General features: G+C 38.6%; 21 protein-coding genes and 1 tRNA gene. 14 read left to right on the top strand and 8 right to left on the bottom strand.

What is annotated here, in order from left to right; all coding sequences use genetic code 11:
• Positions 1 to 48: 48 nt before the first annotated feature.
• The 4 genes from ACIQAA_RS17355 to ACIQAA_RS17340 form a co-directional block, all read right to left on the bottom strand.
• Positions 49 to 618 carry a recombinase family protein gene (locus tag ACIQAA_RS17355; protein WP_402621779.1) on the bottom strand — a complete coding sequence of 190 codons (570 nt, stop codon included), beginning with the start codon at positions 616 to 618 and terminating at the stop codon, positions 49 to 51.
• A 617-nt stretch (positions 619 to 1,235) separates the two neighbouring features.
• Positions 1,236 to 2,288: a tyrosine-type recombinase/integrase gene (locus ACIQAA_RS17350; RefSeq protein ID WP_402621777.1), complete on the bottom strand. Its 1,053-nt coding sequence runs from the start codon at positions 2,286 to 2,288 to the stop codon at positions 1,236 to 1,238.
• 167 nt (positions 2,289 to 2,455) lie between these two features.
• Positions 2,456 to 2,529 (bottom strand) — tRNA-Arg (locus ACIQAA_RS17345).
• A 68-nt stretch (positions 2,530 to 2,597) separates the two neighbouring features.
• Positions 2,598 to 3,305: a YwaF family protein gene (locus tag ACIQAA_RS17340; protein WP_402621775.1), complete on the bottom strand. Its 708-nt coding sequence runs from the start codon at positions 3,303 to 3,305 to the stop codon at positions 2,598 to 2,600.
• A gap of 162 nt (positions 3,306 to 3,467) precedes the next feature.
• Here ACIQAA_RS17340 and mutS point away from each other — a divergent pair, with 162 nt between their 5' ends.
• From mutS to ACIQAA_RS17315, 5 genes are all read left to right on the top strand, one after another.
• Complete coding sequence (mutS, locus tag ACIQAA_RS17335; RefSeq protein WP_402621774.1) at positions 3,468 to 6,062, top strand: DNA mismatch repair protein MutS; 2,595 nt, start codon at positions 3,468 to 3,470, stop codon at positions 6,060 to 6,062.
• Positions 6,063 to 6,074: 12 nt separating this feature from the next.
• Positions 6,075 to 7,955, top strand: coding sequence for a DNA mismatch repair endonuclease MutL (mutL, locus tag ACIQAA_RS17330; protein WP_402621772.1), 1,881 nt, complete (start codon positions 6,075 to 6,077; stop codon positions 7,953 to 7,955).
• 129 nt (positions 7,956 to 8,084) lie between these two features.
• Positions 8,085 to 8,537, top strand: coding sequence for a hypothetical protein (locus ACIQAA_RS17325; RefSeq protein ID WP_402621770.1), 453 nt, complete (start codon positions 8,085 to 8,087; stop codon positions 8,535 to 8,537).
• A 349-nt stretch (positions 8,538 to 8,886) separates the two neighbouring features.
• Positions 8,887 to 9,408, top strand: coding sequence for a YsnF/AvaK domain-containing protein (locus ACIQAA_RS17320; RefSeq protein WP_402621768.1), 522 nt, complete (start codon positions 8,887 to 8,889; stop codon positions 9,406 to 9,408).
• A 70-nt stretch (positions 9,409 to 9,478) separates the two neighbouring features.
• Positions 9,479 to 9,895, top strand: a complete 417-nt coding sequence (locus tag ACIQAA_RS17315; RefSeq protein ID WP_402621766.1) for a YsnF/AvaK domain-containing protein — start codon at positions 9,479 to 9,481, stop codon at positions 9,893 to 9,895.
• Between the two features lie 136 nt (positions 9,896 to 10,031).
• Here ACIQAA_RS17315 and mreBH read toward each other — a convergent pair whose 3' ends face one another.
• A complete protein-coding gene (mreBH, locus tag ACIQAA_RS17310; RefSeq protein ID WP_402621764.1) occupies positions 10,032 to 11,039 on the bottom strand; it encodes a rod-share determining protein MreBH in 1,008 nt (335 codons plus the stop codon).
• A gap of 316 nt (positions 11,040 to 11,355) precedes the next feature.
• Here mreBH and miaA point away from each other — a divergent pair, with 316 nt between their 5' ends.
• The 3 genes from miaA (at position 11,356) to spoVK (ending at position 13,760) form a co-directional block, all read left to right on the top strand.
• Entirely contained in the window at positions 11,356 to 12,312 is a 957-nt protein-coding gene (miaA, locus tag ACIQAA_RS17305; protein ID WP_402621762.1) for a tRNA (adenosine(37)-N6)-dimethylallyltransferase MiaA, read from the top strand.
• A gap of 26 nt (positions 12,313 to 12,338) precedes the next feature.
• Positions 12,339 to 12,569: an RNA chaperone Hfq gene (hfq, locus tag ACIQAA_RS17300; protein ID WP_034672853.1), complete on the top strand. Its 231-nt coding sequence runs from the start codon at positions 12,339 to 12,341 to the stop codon at positions 12,567 to 12,569.
• 240 nt (positions 12,570 to 12,809) lie between these two features.
• A complete protein-coding gene (gene spoVK / locus ACIQAA_RS17295) occupies positions 12,810 to 13,760 on the top strand; it encodes a stage V sporulation protein K (RefSeq protein ID WP_402621760.1) in 951 nt (316 codons plus the stop codon).
• A 37-nt stretch (positions 13,761 to 13,797) separates the two neighbouring features.
• On the opposite strand, the gene ACIQAA_RS17290 is transcribed toward spoVK, so the two are convergent.
• Positions 13,798 to 14,403, bottom strand: a complete 606-nt coding sequence (locus ACIQAA_RS17290; protein ID WP_402621758.1) for a trimeric intracellular cation channel family protein — start codon at positions 14,401 to 14,403, stop codon at positions 13,798 to 13,800.
• 171 nt (positions 14,404 to 14,574) lie between these two features.
• On the opposite strand from ACIQAA_RS17290, the gene hflX reads away from it, so the two are divergent.
• The 4 genes from hflX (at position 14,575) to glnA (ending at position 19,022) form a co-directional block, all read left to right on the top strand.
• The gene (gene hflX, locus ACIQAA_RS17285; RefSeq protein ID WP_402621756.1) at positions 14,575 to 15,843 is read left to right on the top strand and encodes a GTPase HflX; all 1,269 of its coding nucleotides are present in this window, start codon (positions 14,575 to 14,577) and stop codon (positions 15,841 to 15,843) included.
• Between the two features lie 4 nt (positions 15,844 to 15,847).
• The gene (locus ACIQAA_RS17280; protein ID WP_402621754.1) at positions 15,848 to 17,119 is read left to right on the top strand and encodes a methionine gamma-lyase family protein; all 1,272 of its coding nucleotides are present in this window, start codon (positions 15,848 to 15,850) and stop codon (positions 17,117 to 17,119) included.
• A gap of 144 nt (positions 17,120 to 17,263) precedes the next feature.
• Positions 17,264 to 17,665, top strand: coding sequence for a MerR family transcriptional regulator (locus tag ACIQAA_RS17275; RefSeq protein WP_402621752.1), 402 nt, complete (start codon positions 17,264 to 17,266; stop codon positions 17,663 to 17,665).
• Positions 17,666 to 17,687: 22 nt separating this feature from the next.
• Complete coding sequence (gene glnA, locus ACIQAA_RS17270; RefSeq protein ID WP_402621751.1) at positions 17,688 to 19,022, top strand: type I glutamate--ammonia ligase; 1,335 nt, start codon at positions 17,688 to 17,690, stop codon at positions 19,020 to 19,022.
• Between the two features lie 410 nt (positions 19,023 to 19,432).
• On the opposite strand, the gene ACIQAA_RS17265 is transcribed toward glnA, so the two are convergent.
• The gene (locus tag ACIQAA_RS17265; protein WP_402621749.1) at positions 19,433 to 19,723 is read right to left on the bottom strand and encodes a DUF4257 domain-containing protein; all 291 of its coding nucleotides are present in this window, start codon (positions 19,721 to 19,723) and stop codon (positions 19,433 to 19,435) included.
• A 262-nt stretch (positions 19,724 to 19,985) separates the two neighbouring features.
• A complete protein-coding gene (gene lexA / locus ACIQAA_RS17260) occupies positions 19,986 to 20,609 on the bottom strand; it encodes a transcriptional repressor LexA (protein WP_402621747.1) in 624 nt (207 codons plus the stop codon).
• A 157-nt stretch (positions 20,610 to 20,766) separates the two neighbouring features.
• Here lexA and yneA point away from each other — a divergent pair, with 157 nt between their 5' ends.
• Together yneA and ACIQAA_RS17250 are read left to right on the top strand one after the other, a co-directional pair.
• Complete coding sequence (gene yneA / locus ACIQAA_RS17255) at positions 20,767 to 21,090, top strand: cell division suppressor protein YneA (RefSeq protein ID WP_402621745.1); 324 nt, start codon at positions 20,767 to 20,769, stop codon at positions 21,088 to 21,090.
• Between the two features lie 9 nt (positions 21,091 to 21,099).
• Entirely contained in the window at positions 21,100 to 21,756 is a 657-nt protein-coding gene (locus ACIQAA_RS17250; protein WP_402621990.1) for a YneB family resolvase-like protein, read from the top strand.
• The last annotated feature ends 119 nt before the right edge of the window (positions 21,757 to 21,875 follow it).

The following is a 21,875-nucleotide window of genomic DNA, read 5'->3' as shown; positions in this document are numbered from 1 at the left end:
TAAAAGAGCCTGGTTAAATCCAAGCTCACTTGCCTCCTGGCACAGATTTTACTTTAAACCTTGCTCTCTTACTTTCGCATAAAGAGTACTTCTGGGAACGTTGGTCATTCGAACAATATCTTGTACGCTTAAACCGTTTGATTCTCTTTCGCTATATAGCTTTAAAGCCTTCTTAATGTCCTTCTCCGGCTTTCCGATACGCCCCATGTGCTCCCCTTGAGCTTTCGCTCTTTCACGCCCTTCTGCTGTTCTATCTGCGATTAGGTCACGCTCAAATTCAGCAATAGCACCCAGCATGGTAAACATGAGTTTTCCAGGTGGGGAAGAGAAATCAATCTGTTCTTTTATAAACACCAAAGCTATACCCCGATCATGCAGCTCTTTTACGATTTTATGTAAATCGAATGTACTCCTAGCCAATCGGTCCAGCTTATAAACCACCAGCTTGTCGCCTTCTCGTAAATAGTCCAGAGCTTTGGCAAGTTCCTCCCGATCACTTTTTGCTCCACTTTGTTTTTCCATAAAAATTTTTTCGCAGCCATATCCTGTTAGTTTTTCGATTTGAAGTTCTAATTCCTGTTCTTTTGTCGATACCCGAGCATAACCAATAATTGCCATAGTTGCTTTCCCTCGCTTGTTGTCTAAAAGTCCCATATCTTTTGTACTTTTTATTTTAGACTAACTTTTAGACAATCAATAGCAATAATAGCAGCAATTTAAGATGTTTTTTTCTTTGTACAAAACTTATAACTTTTAGAATACATGCAAGGTAAAATTTACGGAATTGTTTATACCTAGTTCCATATCCCAACAGCGTAGCCAAAAGTTGCAGTATAAAGACTCTCGTATAGGGCAAGGGAAATGAAGTCAATCTGGCTCAAGATGAATAATATCAATATGGGGAGGTATCCAATTACAGGGCTAAGAATAGCTATTTATGCTACCTAGCTGGATAAATGGAATTATTGCCAATACATATGATTTAAATGTCTAATGTTCTATTTTAGCAGTTACCCCATATAAATAAATATAATGGATAATTATTCCTCTTGTGGAAAAAATGATTGTACAGTCAATTACATAAGTATAAAATATACATTAAAAGAAGGTGTTGGAAAGAGGCGCAATGAAATGGCAGAAGTAAATAAAGTTTGTTAACCCTTAATAGTGAGGTCTGAAGGGGAAGGGAAAAGTCATAAAATATAGCCACCAATCAGAAGACTGGTGGCTTAGTATTACAATCTTTTACCTTTTCGATTAAATAACCTTCTTACAGGTGAAAATTTATTGTGTTGTTGCTTTAGATGTTCGGAATCCATTTGGATGTACTTTCTTGTGGTTTGAATATCGGCATGGTCAAGAATTTTTTGTAAAGTGAAAACATCTCCACCATTTAAAATGTAATTTCTAGCGAAGGTATGCCGAAACATATGGGGATGGAGTTTGGGTATGTCCAATTTCTTCTTAAGCCGATTTAATCTTTTCCTAAAGGCGTCTGCAGTAAAATCATCCCCATAAGCGTTCATAAAGATTTGGGTGCCTTCACCAAAATATTGTTCAGTTTCATTCAGTAACTGTTTTAATCTTTTTGATATTTCTCGGCTAATCGGTATCTCTCTATGCTTTCTATTTTTAGCGATTGAAGAGGGTACGATAAGGGTATTTTGGTGGATGTCAATTTGTTCTGAAGTAAGCGACATAGCTTCATTGATCCGTAACCCCGTGTCTAGTAATAGCAGCACTAAGGTTTTATCTCGCCACTGCGCAAATAATTTATCATCATATGAATCTAGAATCATATCAATTTTTTCGTCCGGTAGCCCTTGAACTTCTTCATGTTCATCATCTTTAACTAAAGGGATATTACCGGTTGGATTTTTGTTTATGATACCTTCCTCTGCCAAAAATCGGAAAATCGCTTTCAGATTTCGCAACCGAAAATTAATCGTAAATACAGATAATCCTTTTTTAGTTTTCTCTCGTTGTTTATCACCCTGATAAGGTAATCTGTCGTTTTTTAAATAATTGATATAATTACGTATCATTGTGCTTGTAATTTCATCAATGTATTCAATATCGGGACTTAACCAATCCCGGAAATATCGAACCGTATCATAATGTCCTTTGATGGTACTTTTCCGTAGCCCCTCTGCTTCCTTCGCATGAATAAATATTTCTACAGCGTCATGAATAGTATATCGGATATCAGGTGTATGTCGGTAATGACGAGGCTGTCGGTCATTGTTTGATGTTTTTTGTCCTCTTTGTGCAATGAATGTGCGTCCCATAAGTAATTTTGCCCCCTATTTTGGTGGCTGCATGTCCTATAGTCACAAAAATTCATGTCCTACAGTGTAGCGAAAAAACAGCAAAAAACGCTGATTCTATGCTACACATTAACCGACATAAATGAACGGCTAAAATAGCGTTAGAACAGCGTTTTCAGGCTTTTGTACGTCCCGAAGAGGATTCGAACCTCCGACCTACAGTTTAGGAAACTGTTGCTCTATCCTGCTGAGCTATCGGGACACTTTTATTGGGAACGTTACCTATTATAAATAGTTACAAGTAAAAGGTCAACAAGTAAGTATCCAAAACTAACCAACTTTTCTTATCCGGAAAATTAACCAAACAATTAGACTAAGGGAGATTAATAAAAACTCCATTGAAAAGATGTACCACGGATAGGGTCCTAATAAATCCAATAAGCTGGCACTGTTTGGTTTATGACTTAAGAACATGTAGTTTCCGTTTACAGCCTTATTAATTAGCATAATGATTGGCATTAAAACATTCAAAAAGACAAAGAGTTTTAGGACTGACCAGATCGTTGGTCGATATCCGTGAACCCAGGTAAAATAAAGGACAACCCAAATCATCATTAAATGGGTATAGAAGAAATGAAAATAGCGAAAATGCGGGAATTCAAAATTTAATAAAGGGGTAAATATTGCCTGAGAGGCACCCAATAAAGCAGTAAATAATAAAACTTCATAAATGATTTTTTTCCTCGTTACCAATAACAGTACAGATAAAATTAAGCTGAGACTGCACAATTCTAATGGAATGGCATGACTGACATCCCACATGTCATTTACAGTCATCCAAATATGGTACGTTACTTCTATTAATAGTAGAGATAACCCTACCATTATCTCTGCCTTTCTCCACTTTTTATCTCTAAGAGTATCTCTATTGATAAAAATTAGGACAGAACCAAGAAAAAGAAGGGCTATAATCACAAAATGGCTGACAGAAAACATTTGAAAATCAAATCCCTTATAACTGCCACCAAACCATCCCATCTTCGACCACCCTTTTCGGTTTATTACCATGATTATATGCGGACATGTTCCATTCCCGACCATAATAGGGGAAAAGAAATTTCTACCTAATCTAAGTTTACCTGATATATGATATAATAGTTTGTCGAAGATACTCGAAATAATTAAAATGTGGGGGTCATTATGGCTGGTTATACGCCGATGATACAGCAATACTTAACGATTAAGGCAGATTACCAAGATGCCTTTTTATTTTTTCGCTTAGGAGATTTCTATGAAATGTTCTTTAGCGATGCGATTAAAGCATCCCAAGAATTAGAGATTACCTTAACGAGCCGTGAAGGCGGCAGTGAGGATAGGATACCAATGTGTGGGGTTCCGTATCATTCCGCCCCTAACTATATTGAACAGCTTATTTCAAAAGGCTACAAAGTGGCCATATGTGAGCAAATGGAAGACGCAAAATTAACAAAAGGCATGGTTAGACGGGAAGTTGTTCAACTCATAACACCTGGAACCGTAATGGAAGGTAAGTCGTTATCAGATAAAGAAAATAACTACATTGCCTCGATTTCATGTTTTGATGACCAAACCTATGGTTTTGCCTATACCGATCTATCAACAGGTGAAAGCAAAGTAACGCAGCTATCTTCTAATTTTGATGAGGTATTAAATGAGGTTGCTGTTTTAAGCACAAAAGAAGTGGTTGTAGCAAGCAATTTTGACGCTGAATTGCAAAGGAAAATGCGGGAACGCGATGTCCTCGCCATTTCCTTTGAAGATAATAGTTCAATAGAAATGCAGTTTTCACAACTGTTGGATAATCTCAATCAAGACAAGCTAAAACAAACGGCAGCAAGACTGTTTCACTATTTGTACCGCTCTCAAAAGCGAAGTCTTGACCACCTGCAGCCTGTCACTACTTATCAAATCCATCAATATATGAAAATTGATTATTACTCAAAACGAAATCTTGAATTGACAGAAACGATTCGCTCCAAAGGGAAGAAAGGCTCCTTACTGTGGCTGTTAGATGAAACGATGACAGCAATGGGCGGCAGGATGCTGAAAACGTGGATTGATCGTCCGTTACTGTCTCGTGATGAAATCGAGCACCGTCAAACGATTGTCGAAGTATTGATGAACAAGTATTTTGAACGTCAGGAGCTGCGTGAAAAATTAACGGAAGTCTACGATTTGGAGCGCCTTGCAGGACGTGTGGCTTTTGGGAATGTAAATGCCCGGGATCTCGTTCAATTAAAACGTTCATTAATGCAAATTCCTTACCTAAAACAAATTCTTCATGGCATGGAGCATGAAGTGGTAAAACAAATTGCAGATTCACTTGACCCTTGTGAAGAAGTGACTGATTTATTGGAGCAGGCAATTGTTGATAATCCACCTCTTTCACTGAAAGAAGGGAATATCATTCGCGACGGCTACAATGACCAGTTGGATCAATACCGTTATGCCAGCCGAAACGGGAAAACCTGGATTGCCCAGCTCGAACGTGAAGAGCGAGAAAAGACGGGAATAAAATCCCTAAAAGTAGGCTTTAACAGGGTATTTGGTTACTATATTGAGGTTACACGCGCAAACCTTCATCTATTAACAGAAGGCCAGTATGAACGCAAACAAACCTTAACAAATGCAGAGCGCTTTATTACCCCAGCATTGAAAGAAAAAGAAGCATTAATACTTGAAGCGGAAGATAAATGCGGTGAGCTTGAATATGAACTGTTTACGGAAATCCGAGAGATTGTAAAAGAACATATCCCGCGCCTGCAGGCAGCTGCAAAAGCAGTAAGTGAACTTGATGTGCTCCAATGCTTTGCAGAAGTTAGTGAAAACCGTCGCTATGTAAAACCGCAGTTTTCAATAGAAGGTAAGGTTGTTATAAAAGAAGGCAGACATCCTGTGGTCGAAAAAGTGTTAAATGCACAGGAGTATGTAGCGAACGACTGTTATATGGATATTGACCGCGAAGTTCTTCTCATCACGGGTCCTAACATGAGTGGTAAAAGTACGTATATGCGTCAAGTTGCGTTAACAGCCATCTTAGCGCAAATTGGCTGTTATGTACCGGCCGATGAAGCGATGTTGCCCATTTTTGACCAAGTATTTACGAGAATTGGAGCAGCAGATGATTTGATATCGGGACAAAGTACGTTTATGGTCGAAATGCTTGAAGCTAGAAATGCACTGACCAATGCTACGCAAAACAGCTTGATTTTATTTGATGAAATTGGCCGTGGAACTTCCACCTATGATGGGATGGCACTAGCACAGGCTATCATTGAATACATTCATAAACATATTGGCGCGAAAACACTGTTTTCAACCCATTACCATGAATTAACCGTATTGGATAGCGAATTAGAGAAATTAAAGAACATCCATGTTAGTGCGATTGAACACAATGGAAAGCTTGTCTTTCTTCATAAAATAAAAGAAGGACCGACGGATAAGAGTTACGGAATACACGTTGCTCAATTAGCAGAGCTTCCGAAGGAATTGATCAATCGTGCCAATGAAATCTTATCAGCACTAGAAAAACCTGGTGTTCAACCTGTCGATGTTAAAAGTGCTGTGAAGGAAATTGGAGAGCAGCCAGCGCAACTGTCATTTTTCGATGAACCGAAAGAGCCAAAGAAACAAGAGCTTTCTTCTAAAGAAATGAAAGTCTTAGATAAGATGAAAGAAATTGATTTACTAGATATTACTCCGCTTCAAGCGATTAATCTATTGTACGAGCTTCAGAAAAAGTTGAAAAGCTAGGAGGTGACATGTGTGGGTAAGATTATCCAGCTAGATGACGCACTATCCAATAAAATTGCAGCAGGAGAAGTTGTCGAGCGTCCTGCTTCTGTTGTGAAAGAATTAGTAGAGAATGCAATTGACGCTGGCAGTACGGTCATTGAGATTGAAGTCGAAGAGGCGGGGCTTGCAAAAATTCGCATTACTGACAATGGGAATGGAATTGAAGAGGAAGACGTCTTACTCGCCTTTCAACGTCATGCGACGAGTAAAATCAAGAATGAAAATGACTTGTTTCGTATCAAAACTCTCGGTTTTCGCGGGGAAGCTCTGCCCAGTATCGCATCAGTTTCAAGGCTGGAGATGAAGACCTCAACTGGTGAGGGCGCAGGAAATCGTGTGGTTATTGAAGGCGGTAAGGTTGAAGTTTTTGAGAAATCTTCGAGCAGACGCGGGACGGACCTTACGATCACCGATTTGTTTTTTAATACACCGGCACGCTTAAAGTACATGAAAACCATTCATACAGAGCTTGGAAATATTACCGATGTGGTGAACCGTCTTGCACTTTCCCATCCAGAGGTAGCATTTCGCTTGATTCATAACGAGCGTAAGCTGTTGCAAACGAACGGTAATGGCGATGTCCGCCAAGTGCTTGCGTCCATTTATGGAATGGCGATTGCCAAACAGCTGGTACCGATTTCTGGGGAATCACTGGATTACAAAATTAGCGGCTTTGCCTCGATGCCTGAGGTAACGAGAGCGTCAAGAAACTATATTTCTACAATGATTAATGGACGATTCATTAAAAATTATGCCTTAGCAAAAGCGATTCAGGAAGGGTACCATACGTTACTTCCTATAGGAAGATTTCCGATTGTTCTCCTCAATATTGATATGGACCCATTATTGGTGGATGTCAATGTACACCCATCTAAAATGGAGGTTCGAATCAGTAAAGAGGCAGAACTAAATGAATTAGTCACCGATATCATCAAAAATGCGTTTAAATCGAAGGTTTTAATTCCATCTGCATATACTCAAGAGAAAAAAGAGATGCCAAAGTCAGAACAGACTACGTTAATTCTTGATGAACGAACGAATGAAACCCCGGTTAGTAAAGAAATCAAATGGGAACGGCCAATCTTTTCTAGCAACACCATTCAAGAAAAGGCAGAACCTTTAAAGGTGAATTATGAACCCGTGCCGCCAAAAGTAGAGGTGGAAAACGATCATCACAATTGGGAATTCGAAGAACCTGAACTCGAGAAAGAACTAATTGAGACAGAGCAGCATTCAGAAGTTACGCACGAGGATAACAAATTTGAAAGCAGAATACCTCGGTTATATCCAATCGGTCAAATGCACGGTACCTATATCTTTGCTCAAAATGAAAATGGTTTATATATTATCGACCAGCATGCTGCACAGGAACGACTCAAGTATGAGTATTTCCGTGAGAAGGTGGGGCAAGTCCATGCCGAGCTCCAGGAGCTACTCGTTCCAATCACGCTGGATTATTCAACAGATGAATATCTAAAAATAAATGAAAACCGTGTGGAATTGGAGAAGGTCGGGGTTTTCCTTGAGGAATTTGGATTGAACAGTTATATCGTTCGTTCCCATCCACAATGGTTTCCGAAAGGAGAAGAAAAGCAAATCATTGAAGATATGATTGAGCAGCTTCTCTCGATGAAAAAGGTCGATATCAAAAAGCTTCGGGAAGAAGCTGCGATTATGATGAGCTGTAAAGCTTCCATTAAAGCGAATCGTCATTTGCGCAATGATGAAATCCAAGCGTTACTTGATGATCTAAGAAAAGCTTCAGATCCGTTTACATGTCCGCATGGAAGACCGATTATTGTTCATTATTCGTCATATGAAATGGAGAAAATGTTTAAACGGGTAATGTAATCATGGCAAGAGTGTTTTCTTTTTAATAAGAAAGCACTCTTTTTTTATAAAATATTCAGAATAGGACTTATATTTGTTTGTTGTATAGTGTAAAATTACACTATAAGGGAGAAAAAAGGAGGTGGCTGAATGGTTGTTTTTGGCATCTTAAGTACTTTTTTACCTATCGTCATCATTATTTTTGTAATCGTTTACGCTGTGAAAAACAAAGAAATGGGGGGAGAAGCAGTGATACGTCATCTTTACACGTATTTAGTCTTGTTTGCAACACTTATGATGGTGATTGGCGGGGGGATCTCGATTTTTATGGCAGCAGCAGATTTAGTCAGTCCGCCAGGATATTATCAAAACTATGAAGATTTTAAACAGGTTTACCATGCTGGGAAAGTTCCAACTGAGGAAAGTAAAGGGTTATCAGATGATGAAATTCGCGAAAGATATGATCAAATGGTAAAAGATGAAAAGAACCGTGCTAGAGAAAATGCAAAAAACCAACTCATTAAAAGCTTAGGATTTATCGTCATTCCACTTCCAATTTTCCTATACTTCAACAATATGCGAAAACGCCAAAGTGAAATTTAGAGGTAATAGCCAGAGTACCCCTATTCCTAACGGGTTTAGTTATAGATCACAACATAATAATATAAAGGAAAATGACTATCAAAATGCATGTAAAACGATAGTCATTTTTTTATTGACATATAGGCCGATTTTTAAATAATTTTGGCCGTTTTTTATAAAAAATCAGTTGCTCTTAGGTACATAAATGTGTAATAAAAAAATGAGCTATCACAGTGAGCTTTTCGATGATATTTTTAATTATTCGCAAATAATAAGGTTGCAGAGGTTTATCCAAACAAACGAATAAAAAAACCTTTTGAGTAGATTATATAAAGGCATTACATTAATCAATTCGTGAGGAGGAATTCTTATGGGTAACATTTTTAATTTGTTTGGTGATGACAATTCACAAAATACAAATAACCAAGACAGCCAAAATAATTCAGGTACTCAAGGAAACCAGGCCAGTTCAAATACCCAAGCTAATCAAACTAACGGCTCCTTAGAACTCCATAAGGAAGAGCTGGACATTACGAAAAATACAGTTGATGCCGGTGAAGTTGTCCTATCTAAAGAGGTTGTTGAAGAACAAAAAAGCGTAGACGTTCCTGTTATGCATGAGGAAGTTGTTATAAAGAGAACGCCAGTGAACGAACGTAGTAATGCATCGATAAGCTCCGAGGAGACCATCCATATCCCTGTCAGCCAGGAGCAAGTTCAGGTGAACAAATACACGGTAACAACTGAGGAAGTCTCTGCTTCTAAACGCCAAGTTGAGGAAACACAGCAAGTTCAGGAAACACTTAGACATGAAACGGCTAATGTTAATACTACTGGTAGTGTTGACTTTGTTTCCGATACATCAGGCTTTGAAGATATAAATAAAAGCTAAAAGCAAAAACACCTTTTCATCCACCATAATGAAAAGGTGTTTTGACTCTTTTCCTTGGAGGAGGATTAAGGTGTCTGAGCAGCCAAAAACAGCAAATGACCACTATAATGAGGTAACACTTAAATTACATAAGGAAGAGTTGCAGGTAAGTAAAAAGTGGATAGAGACAGCTAACGTTACCGTGTATAAGAAAAGTTATACGGAAGAGAAGCAAATTTTGGTACCTGTTCGTCGTGAGGAGTTAATCATTGAGAAAAAGATATTAAATTCAGAAGGAGAAACGGATAAAAATATTGAAACGATTCGTATTCCTTTAAGAGAAGATCGAATTGAGGTTACTTTACAACCAACCCTCCTTGAGGATGTAGAAATTTATAAGAACCAATATGAAGAACTAAAACACGTTATTGAAACTCTTAAGGAAGAAAAAGTTCAGATAGAAACTGTAGGTGATATAAAGTTAACAGTTAATAATGAATTATTATAATACACCTGAAGATTTTGCAGCCCTTATTAAAAGAATCATATCAATTAATGAGTTAATTGAAAAACTGGCTCTAAAGTGACCCGAGCCAGTTTATTTATACATAAGAATCCGTTACCTTGTCATTGCTCGTTATTTCTTACTTCACTAAAGCTGGAATCTTATGCATGTATTTTAGGGCTTGTCCGGTTCCGATTGCGACGGATTCCAGAGGATTTTCTGCTAATTGTACAGGCACTACTATTTCCTTGCTTAGCCATTCTTCCATTCCCTTCATTAAGGCACAGCCACCCGTTAGGATCACGCCGCGGTCCACAATGTCTCCGCTTAGTTCGGCAGGGCAGTCCTCGAGTGTTGCACGAATCGCTTCTAATATATGAGACAATGATTCTTTTAAAGCATTTCTGATTTCATATGATGATAGTGTCACGGTTTTTGGCAAACCTGTCACAAGATCACGACCGCGTACTTCCATCGTAAGCTCTTCGTGATCAACCAATGCATAGCCGATTTCCATTTTGACATTCTCTGCTGTTCGCTCACCAATCAACACGTTATATTCTTTTCGGACATGTTGAATGATTTCTTCATCAAGACGGTCTCCACCAATTTTAATAGAATGGCAGGACACCACACCACCGAATGATATGATTGCTACCTCTGTATTACCCCCGCCAATATCTACAACCACATTGGCTACCGGCTCATCTACAGGCATTCCAGCACCAATCGCAGCCGCAACGGGTTCTTCAATCAACTGGATTTTTTTTGCGCCGGCATTTCGCACGGCATCATGAATTGCTCGTCTTTCCACACTTGTTGATCCAGAAGGGGTACAAATCACAACATTTGGCTTACGAACGGCAAAGCCGACTGATTTAGAAGCTTTGCGCATGATATGCTTCAGAAGCTCTGTGGTAAGGTCATAATCGGCAATGACGCCTTCTTTTAATGGGCGGATGGCAATAATTTTCTCTGGTGTTTTTCCAATCATTTCTTTTGCTTCTGTACCAAAAGCAACAACTTTTTTCGTTTCTGTATCAATTGCAACCACCGAGGGTTCATTTACAGCGATTCCTTTATTTTTACTATAAACCAATATATTAGCTGTTCCTAAATCAATTCCAATTTCAAAGTTCGAGAACATTTCATTTCACCTATTTTCCTATTTTTCGACAGCCAGCCGTTTTGGCCCGCCATTTTTCTACACAATATGCTACGAATAAGCCTACCATGAACTTGGGGGTAAAAAGCTGTTTGTAAATGAATCGTTATATGAATGTAATGATGTAAAGGAAATATATTTATTGAGACGAAAATGGAATAAAAAAATACTGTTTAAAAACATGCATAGAAAGGATTATTTTTGATTATACTTATTTGATGTTCAACTGCTTTTAACGTTTTATGTTAGGATGTAAGTGTGACATCACGGAAATTAAGAAAAGGGCAGTGTGAAGATTTTGGATTCAAAACAGAAATTATTAGTCATTATTGGTCCAACGGCAGTTGGAAAAACAAAGTTAAGCATTGAACTAGCTAAACGGTATAATGGCGAAATTATCAGCGGCGATTCCATGCAGATTTATCGTGGTATGGATATCGGAACTGCAAAAATAAAAACCGAGGAAATGGAAGGGATTCCACACCATTTGATTGATATTAAAGAGCCGGATGAGAGTTTTTCTGTTGCGGAATTCCAGCAGCTAGTGCGGGAAAAAATTTTAGACATCACCTCAAAAGGCAAGCTTCCTATCATCGTTGGCGGGACTGGCTTATATATTCAAGCGGTTATCTATGATTATCAGTTTTCTGAAGCGCCTGCAGATGAAGAATTTCGTTTACAGCTTGAAGAGAGGGCAAAGGAAATTGGCAATGAAGCTCTCCATCAGGAGTTAATGAAGGTCGATCCTGAAAGTGCCAGCCAAATTCATCCTAATAATGTTAGAAGGGTGATAAGAGCACTTGAAATTTTTCATTGTACTGGTAAGATTATGAGTGACTATCAAAATAATCAACAGCCTGACCTTCTATATGAAACCGCACTGATCGGTTTAACGATGGAGAGGGAGAAGCTATATGAACGGATTAATATGCGTGTCGAAATGATGATTTCGGAAGGTCTGCTTGATGAAGTCGGCAGGCTGCACAATCAGGGGCTAAGAGATTGTCAATCCATTCAGGCTATTGGCTATAAGGAAATCTATGATTATTTGGATGGGAAGGTTAGTCTAGATCTTGCCGTTGAAAATTTAAAACAAAATTCTAGACGATATGCAAAAAGACAGCTAACCTGGTTTCGAAATAAAATGGAAGTACAATGGTTCGACATGACAGATGTCTCAAATTTGTCAAAAAAAATAACCGAAATTTCACATTACGTTGAAGGAAAGCTGCAAGTAAAATCGAATACATATTAGTAGAGATAAAAGAGGAGGATATACAAATGAAAACCACCATTAACATTCAGGACCAATTTTTAAACCAGTGCCGTAAGGACAATACCCATGTAACGGTATTCTTATTAAACGGATTCCAATTACGAGGCCAAATTAAAGGCTTTGATAATTTTACTGTTCTTTTTGAATCGGAAGGGAAGCAGCAATTGGTTTACAAGCATGCCATTTCAACCTTTGCTCCGCAAAGAAATGTTCAGCTTGACCTGGATGCCCAATAATCTTCAATAATTAACCGAGTCCATGAAATCCATGGGCTCCTTTTTTATTTTTAATAATGAATTGTGAATAAGTTGAATACACATAAATGAAGGAGCATTGCTTGGGAAGCGCATAGAAAGGTCAGAGTGAACTTTATTAGCAATTTCCTCTCGTTATTTGTCAAAATGAGCATTTATTTTTTCAAGTCAACGATAAAAGCTGCCTAACGTATACTGTTTGCAGAATGAGAGGTGAAGTCTTTGGATCAACCGATTCGCATGAAAAGTAATGGACAAATAACAGTATCCCTCAACTCCCAAAAGAGAAAGTCCTTGACGAAAGAGCTGCCTGTTCCTCAAGTTGTTCCAAAGGATATTCCCCCGGAACACTCGGCATTAAAGGAAATCGAAGACGAGCTCGGGGCATTAGTGGGTATGGAAGAAATGAAACGAATGATAAAGGAAATTTACGCTTGGATTTTTGTAAATAAGAAACGAGAAGAATTAGGACTGAAGGCCAGGAAACAAGCTCTTCATATGATGTTTAAAGGGAATCCCGGAACAGGTAAAACAACGGTGGCACGGTTAATCGGCAAGCTCTTTCTAAAAATGAATGTTTTGTCTAAAGGACATTTAATTGAGGCAGAACGTGCGGACTTGGTGGGGGAATATATTGGACATACCGCACAGAAAACAAGAGATTTAATCAAGAAAGCGCAGGGCGGAATATTGTTTATTGATGAGGCTTATTCATTAGGACGCGGAGGGGAGAAGGATTTCGGAAAAGAGGCCATTGATACACTTGTGAAGCATATGGAGGATAAACAGCATGAATTTATTCTTATTTTGGCTGGATATTCCCGCGAGATGGATTATTTCTTAACGCTGAACCCTGGGCTCCATTCCCGCTTTCCACTCGTCATTGACTTTCCGAATTACACGATTGAGCAATTGATGGAAATTGCAAGCCGCATGCTGGATGAGAGAGAATATTCGTTAAGTCATGAGGCGGAAAAGAAGCTTAAGGACCATTTAATTTGGGTCAAAGCGGTTCTCAGTCCAAATAGCTTTTCGAACGGGCGATATGTTCGTAATATTATTGAAAAGTCGATACGCGCTCAAGCGATGCGGCTTTTATTGCAAAACAGCTTTGACAAACATGAATTGATGACACTTAGAAGTAATGATTTAATCTTCGAAGAAGACTCATAAGGACAAAAAAATCGGCGGAACATTGTCCGTCGATTTTTTAATGTGCACCTAGTCTTCTTGATGGCAGTTTCCAATCAAATGTATAGGAAAGGACCCTTAAAGCTGTTATAAGTACAAATAAGCTGTATAACTCCCACGGACTTGAGGCGATTTTTAAACCAATGATGAGACCTGCAAGAATCGCCCAAACTGCATATATTTCCGCTCTTAATACAATTGGCTTCCTTCCGGCAAGTAAATCGCGGATAATCCCTCCGCCAATTCCAGTTAAGACTGCTGCCACGATGACCGCACTTATCGGATGATCCATATTGGCTGCGTAGATAGCACCTTGAATGGCGAAAGCTGATAAGCCAATCGCATCGAAAAAGTTACCCCATTTTTGCCAATGACGCAGCAAATTATTTGGAAACAGGAAAACAGCTGTAATCGATAATAAAGCAATTTGAAAAAATAAACCTTGTTCCCATAATGCAGAAACGGGGACACCGATTAATAAATTTCGAATGGCTCCACCGCCGAAAGCTGTCACAATGCCTAAAATATATACCCCTAAGATATCATACTCTTCTTCCATCGCTATAATTGCTCCACTTACAGCAAAAGCAATGGTGCCAATGATACTTAACACATCCCATGTCATTTTGTCTGTTTCCCCTCGATGTAAAATACATATATTCTTAAATTTAATATGATTTTAACACGGAAGTTGAAATTATCAATAAAAATATGAAAAAATCTGCTGGAAATTAGGGGATTGCCCTTATTTTTGGTATGATGAAAAAGGAAAAATTTACGAAAATGAGGTGTTGGTATGGAACAAGAAGAAAGCTTGGAAAAAGCAATCTTAGTTGGCTGCCAAACGCAAGCATTAGACGATAGTCGTTTCGAATACTCAATGGAGGAACTTGCTTCCTTAACGGAAACCGCTAAAGGTGAAGTACTGATGACTGTTTCTCAGAAACGAGAGCGTATTCACCCTGCGCTATATATAGGTAAAGGGAAAGTGGAAGAACTAAAAGCGCTTGTCGATGAAGTTGAGGCTGACTTGGTCATTTTTAACGATGAATTATCACCAAGCCAAAAGCGAAATCTTGCTTCTGAATTAAATGCCCGTATTATCGACCGGACTCAGCTTATATTAGATATATTTGCACAAAGAGCACGCTCAAAAGAAGGTAAGCTGCAGGTGGAATTGGCACAGCTACAATACCTATTGCCGCGTCTTGCAGGCCAGGGGACAGCCTTATCTAGACTAGGTGCTGGTATTGGAACAAGAGGACCTGGGGAAACCAAGCTAGAATCAGACCGCCGTCATATCCGTCGGAGAATTGATGATATTAAAAGTCAGCTGGGAGTAATTGTGCAGCACCGGGATCGTTACCGGGAAAGAAGAAAGAAAAACAAAACGTTTCAAATCGCGATTGTTGGCTATACGAATGCAGGAAAATCTACACTGTTTAACCGACTTTCTGAAGCCGATTCGTATGAAGAAAATCAATTATTCGCGACCTTGGATCCAATGACACGCAAGCTTGTTTTGCCAAGCGGGTATCAAACCTTAATTACAGATACGGTTGGATTTATACAAGACCTGCCAACCGCGCTGATTGCCGCCTTCCGTTCGACCCTTGAAGAGGTAAAGGAAGCGGACCTGCTTTTGCATGTAGTTGATATGGCTAATGCTGATTATTTCCAGCATGAAAAAACAGTCAATAAGCTGCTTGAAGACTTAGAGGTTAAAGACATTCCGCAGATTACTGTCTATAATAAGAGGGATATTAAACATCCTGACTTTGTACCGACAACGAACACACCTCTTATTTTCATAAGCGCCTATGATAAAGAGGATCGAAATGAACTAAAAAGAAAAATTGAAAAAGTGATTATTGAATTGATGGATCAATATCAAGTTAGCATACCTTCAACCGCAGGAAAGCTGCTCGCGCAATTAAAGAATGAAACGATTGTAAGGGAACTTGTCTTTGATGAAGAAAAAGAGCTTTATCAATGCAGGGGATTTTCTCTCCCAGATCATCAAATTTCCGGACAATTAGTGAAATATAAAAGTAGAATGGAGTAACAGCATGTTTCAACAGTTAAAAAATGGGGAAAAGCTTCAACAAATCGTAAGTAGTGTAGAACAACAAATTGCCTCCGTACATAAAGGAATCGATGAAAGAATTGAGTCCAATCAATTTCGAGTTTTGAGAAGTTACCAAAAGCATAGGGTGAGTGATTCTCACTTTATCCCTTCGACAGGGTACGGTTATGATGATATCGGAAGAGATACATTGGAACTGATTTATGCAGATGTTTTTGGTGCTGAGGCGGGCCTAGTCCGTCCGCAGATTATATCCGGGACACATGCGATTTCGATTTCGTTATTTGGAATCCTGCGTCCTGGAGATGAACTTCTTTATATTACCGGTAAACCGTACGATACCCTTGAAGAAATTGTCGGTATCCGTGGAAATGGTGTCGGTTCTTTAAAGGAATTTGGTATTTCTTATGATAGTGCAGCACTGACGAAAGAGGGGACAATCGACTGGAGTGCGGTTGCCTCAAAAATAAAAAGTAATACAAAAATGATTGGAATACAGCGTTCAAAGGGGTATGCAACCCGCCCATCTTTTACGGTGGCTGAAATCAAAGAAATGATCTCATTTGTAAAAGAAATCAAAGAGGATGTAGTTGTTTTTGTAGATAACTGTTACGGGGAATTCGTTGAAGAACTAGAGCCTTGTCATGTTGGGGCTGATTTAATGGCGGGTTCTTTGATTAAAAACCCAGGTGGAGGAATGGCGAAAACAGGCGGTTATATTGTAGGCAAAAAACAATATGTTGAAGCTTGTTCCTATCGAATGACCTCCCCGGGTATCGGAGCTGAGGCAGGTGCTTCGCTATACAGCCTGCAGGAAATGTATCAGGGGTTCTTTTTAGCTCCGCATGTAGTCGGCCAAGCATTGAAGGGAGCCGTTTTTACAGCAGCTCTGTTGGAGAAATTAGGAATGAATTCATCCCCAAAGTGGGATGCAAATAGAACCGATTTAATTCAATCTGTGCAGTTTGATGATAAAGATAAAATGATTTCTTTCTGCCAGGCGATACAATTTGCTTCACCAATTAATTCTCATGTCACAGCTTATCCAGCATATATGCCGGGTTACGAGGATGATGTGATTATGGCGGCTGGTACCTTTATTCAAGGGGCGAGTATTGAACTGACTGCCGATGGACCAATCAGACCGCCGTATGTTGCTTATGTACAAGGCGGCTTAACTTACTCGCATGTTAAAATGGCCGTTTGTATTGCAGTCGATTCTTTAATTGAAAAGAAATTGATTGAATTAAACTAAGTCAAAATACAAAGGATAACAAAAGTAGTGGTCCTATATTTTTCGATGAAAAACTATGTAAGAAAACCTAACATATGATTGACATCTTTTCTAACACGAAATATAATAACATTATAAATCAGCAGAAGGAGAGGAGAAATTAAAGTGAGTGGAAAAGAAATACGCCGCTCAATGCCACTATTCCCAATTGGTACCGTCATGCAGCTAACAGACTTAACTGCCAGGCAAATCCGATATTACGAAGAGCACGAATTAATCTCTCCAGCTAGAACAGACGGGAATAGAAGACTCTTTAGCTTAAACGATATTGATAGACTATTAGAAATTAAGGATCTTATTGACCAAGGAGTAAATATGGCTGGTATTAAACAGCTTCTCTTGGTAAAAGATCAACAGGCAAATGTTATCCAGCAGCAGGCTGAAAAAGCCAAGCAGGAATTAACAGACGAACAGCTAAGGAATTTACTCCGCCAAGAATTACAGCAGGCTGGAAGATTCAATCGTTCGTCACTGAGGCAAGGGGATATGTCACGATTTTTCCACTAATTAAATTTTGGAGGTAATAAAGATGGCAAAGTTTACTAGAGAAGATATTAAGCGGTTGGCAGCAGAGGAAAATGTTAAATTTATTCGTTTACAATTCACTGATATTCTAGGAACAATCAAAAACGTTGAGATTCCTATCAGTCAGTTAGAAAAAGCTCTTGATAATAAAATGATGTTTGATGGTTCTTCTATCGAAGGTTTCGTACGTATTGAAGAATCTGATATGTATCTATATCCAGATTTAAATACTTGGGTGGTATTCCCTTGGACAGCTGAAAAAGGAAAAGTAGCTCGTTTAATCTGTGATATCTATACTGCAGAAGGAAAACCATTTGATGGAGATCCTCGTAACAACTTAAGAAGAGTATTAAAGGAAATGGAAGAGTTAGGTTTCACTAACTTTAACTTAGGACCTGAACCAGAATTCTTCTTATTTAAATTAGACCAAAAAGGTGAGCCAACACTAGAATTGAACGACCAAGGCGGCTACTTCGATTTCGCACCAACAGATTTAGGAGAAAACTGCCGTCGTGATATCGTACTAGAACTAGAAGAAATGGGCTTTGAAATTGAAGCTTCCCACCACGAAGTAGCACCAGGACAACACGAAATCGACTTTAAATATGCGGATGCGTTAACAGCTTGTGACCAAATCCAAACATTTAAATTAGTAGTAAAAACAATTGCTCGTAAACACGGTTTACATGCAACGTTTATGCCAAAACCATTATACGGAGTAAATGGTTCTGGAATGCACATGAATCTTTCATTATTTAAAGATGGTGTGAATTCATTCTACGAGCCAACTGGTGATTTAGAAATGAGTGATACAGCTCGTCAATTCATCGCTGGTATCTTAAAGCACGCTCCTACCTTTACAGCGGTAACAAACCCAACTGTAAACTCTTATAAGCGTCTAGTACCAGGTTACGAAGCACCTTGCTATGTTGCATGGTCTGCTAGAAACCGTTCACCATTAATTCGTATTCCAGCTTCTCGCGGTTTAAGTACTCGTGTAGAAGTAAGAAGCGTTGACCCAGCTGCAAATCCATACCTAGCAATGGCTGTTCTATTAAAGGCTGGTCTAGATGGAATCAAGAACAAATTAACTCCTCCAGCTCCAGTTGACCGTAACATCTATGTTATGAGCAAAGAAGAGAGAATTGAAGAAGGAATCATCGATCTTCCAGCTACTCTAGCTCAAGCATTAGACCTATTAAAGTCTGATGAAGTTATTGTATCTGGTTTAGGAGAGCACATCTTCGAACACTTTATCGAAGCAAAAGAAATCGAATGGGATATGTTCCGCACAGTCGTTCACCCTTGGGAACGCGAACAATATATGAGCATGTACTAAAATTAAGTAACCCAGTATTGACTATAGTCTTTACTGGGTTATTTTCGTTTTAATGGGTTGTGGTGTGCCTGTTTTATGTTGGAAGGTAGTTAGGGTGCGGTATGATGACCGTTTTCAGAGTAAAAATCGAAAAGTGGTAACCATGGAGCGTTCATGATGGCCGTTTTTAGAGTGAAAATCGAAAAGTGGTAACCATAGAGCATTCATGATGACCGAAATCCAAGGTGAAACGGAAAAGTGGTAACCATAGAGAGTTCATGATGACCGAAAACAGAAGAAAAACGAAAAAGTGGTCATCATAGAGTGTTCATGATGACCGTATCCATCGGGGAAATTAAAAAGTGGTAATTAAAAGATTCAGCAAAATTGAAAGACCCAGGATGGAAACGACCATACTGGGTTATTTGCGTTCAGGATTCTTTTTCTTTATTTTCATTAAGTGCTCTAAAATTAGTGAGTATGATATCACCACTAATCCCGGCAAGGGCCGATAAAAAAATGGTTTCTATCATTGAATTCGGAGTTGTGTAAATCATGATGAGGAAAGCTGCGACAGAACCAAGTAGCATTTCTTCTAAAAACCCTAAAAAGATAAACCTTTTTGTTTTCCGGGGCATAATTATTTTTCCGTGCTTCCTAACATGCCCTGCAATCCCTGCCATACCACCAATAACCATCGAGAAAATAATGTCCTTCAACACTTTTTCCACTCTCCTTAAGCCTAGTTTTTTTGGACCTAAGGTAAATCATGGTGTAATACTATTATACAAATAGTGGAAACTAGTTAGAATGAGTAAATATACACATTTTTGTATAAAGTGGAAATTGATTCTGAAATTGATGGTTGAAATTATGGAGACCTTGTCTGAATCAAGCATAGATTCGGACACAAGAGCTTTCCTTCGAGACTGATAAAAAAGAGTACAATTCAAAATCAGAATTGTACTCTTTCCCGTTTTAGGATTAATGAATATGTCGATAAACCCCAATTACTTTTCCGAGGATAGAAACGTTTCTTAAGATAATTGGATCCATGGTTGAGTTTTCAGGCTGCAGGCGAATGTAATCTTTTTCTTTAAAAAATCTTTTACAGGTCGCTTCATCTTCCTCTGTCATCGCAACGACAATATCCCCATTGTTCGCCGTTGGCTGCTGTCTTACGATTACGTAATCTCCATCGAGAATTCCTGCTTCTATCATACTCTCACCCATGATTTCTAGCATAAATACTTGCTCATCTGCAGGTGCTAGACTCTCAGGGAGCGGGAAAAACTCTTCAACGTTTTCAATGGCGGTAATAGGAAGACCAGCAGTTACTTTACCCACAATCGGTACATTGACAACATTGTTTCTTGGGATATGAATGGTTTCATCCACTTCTAGTATTTCGATAGCTCTTGGTTTAGTAGGATCTCGTCTAATAAGTCCTTTGCTTTCCAATCTTGCTAAATGACCGTGGACGGTAGAACTAGAGGCAAGTCCTACTGCTTCACCAATTTCCCGAACGGATGGCGGATAACCCTTCTTCTTTACTTCCCCTTTAATAAATTCAAGGATATCCTGCTGGCGCTTAGATATTTTTGTCATAATAGATACACCTCGCCCTATGTAATATTTACCTTTATTATAGCATGTTCGTATTTTTTATACAAACATAAGTTCGAATTATTATTGACAACAAACAAATGTTCGGATTATAATAAAAACATAAAAACGAACATACATTCTGGATAGGGGTTATATTATGAGAAAAATTTGGGACAGATACTCTTATGCTATTTTATTAATCATCTTGAGCTGCACAGTAGCTTTTATTTTATCATTACGTTTTAATGCTGATGTTGAAGAAACGTACTTAACGATTACTATTTCCGAAGGAGATTCGCTTTGGAAAATTTCTAACCAATATTCGGAGCAGCATTCATACTCTAATGATGAATTTGTCAGCTGGGTCAAGCACCATAATGAAATAGATGGAGATAAAATTTATCCTGGGGAAGAAATCATTATTCCTGTAAACTATGAAGTTGGGTCCATGACTGAATATGCAAGCGCTGCTGGGGAATAAAGTCAGATGGTGAATGCGATCGTTTACTGCCGGGTAAGTACAAACAAAGAAACCCAGGAAACATCATTAAAGCGTCAGGAAGAAGAGCTCACGCAGCTGGCGAGTCAATATCATTTTAATGTTGTCTCCATTATTAGAGAACAAGCGAGTGGTTATGAATTGGAGCGAGACGGGATTCTTGAGTTATTAGATTTATTGAAACATAATGATATACATGCTGTATTAATCCAAGATGAAACGAGACTCGGAAGAGGGAATGCGAAGATCGCACTCTTACATTGTATATTAAAAGAAGATGTGAAACTTTATAGTATTTCTCATAATGGTGAACTACAGCTTTCAGAAAGTGATTCAATGGTATTGAAAATTGTAGGGATGGTTGAGGAATATCAGCGTAAATTACATAATATTAAAATTAAACGTGGAATGAAACGAGCCGTGGCTCAGGGATACAAGCCTGAAAAAAATCTAAAAAACCTCGAGTGGAATTCTGGAAGAGAAAAAATAGAAGTTCCGATTGAAGAGATAGTCCGTCTTAGAAAAAATAAATTAACTTTTTCAGAGATTGCTGCTACTTTAAGAGGATTTGGATATAATATTTCAAAAGCAACTGTCCATAGACGCTATCAGGAATATCAAGAAACTATCGAATCAGAAGAAGATTAGACCATTTGCTTGTCAGATGGTCTATTTTTTAGTAAAATCAGTCTTTAAGTGAAGCTGTGGTAACGCTAATTGATGTTTAGAAACCCAGTTGATTGGAGCGGAAGGCACGAAGACTCCTC

It is taken from the genome of Neobacillus sp. NPDC093182, assembly GCF_044754045.1.
This window is presented reverse-complemented; position numbering and strand designations above follow the sequence as displayed.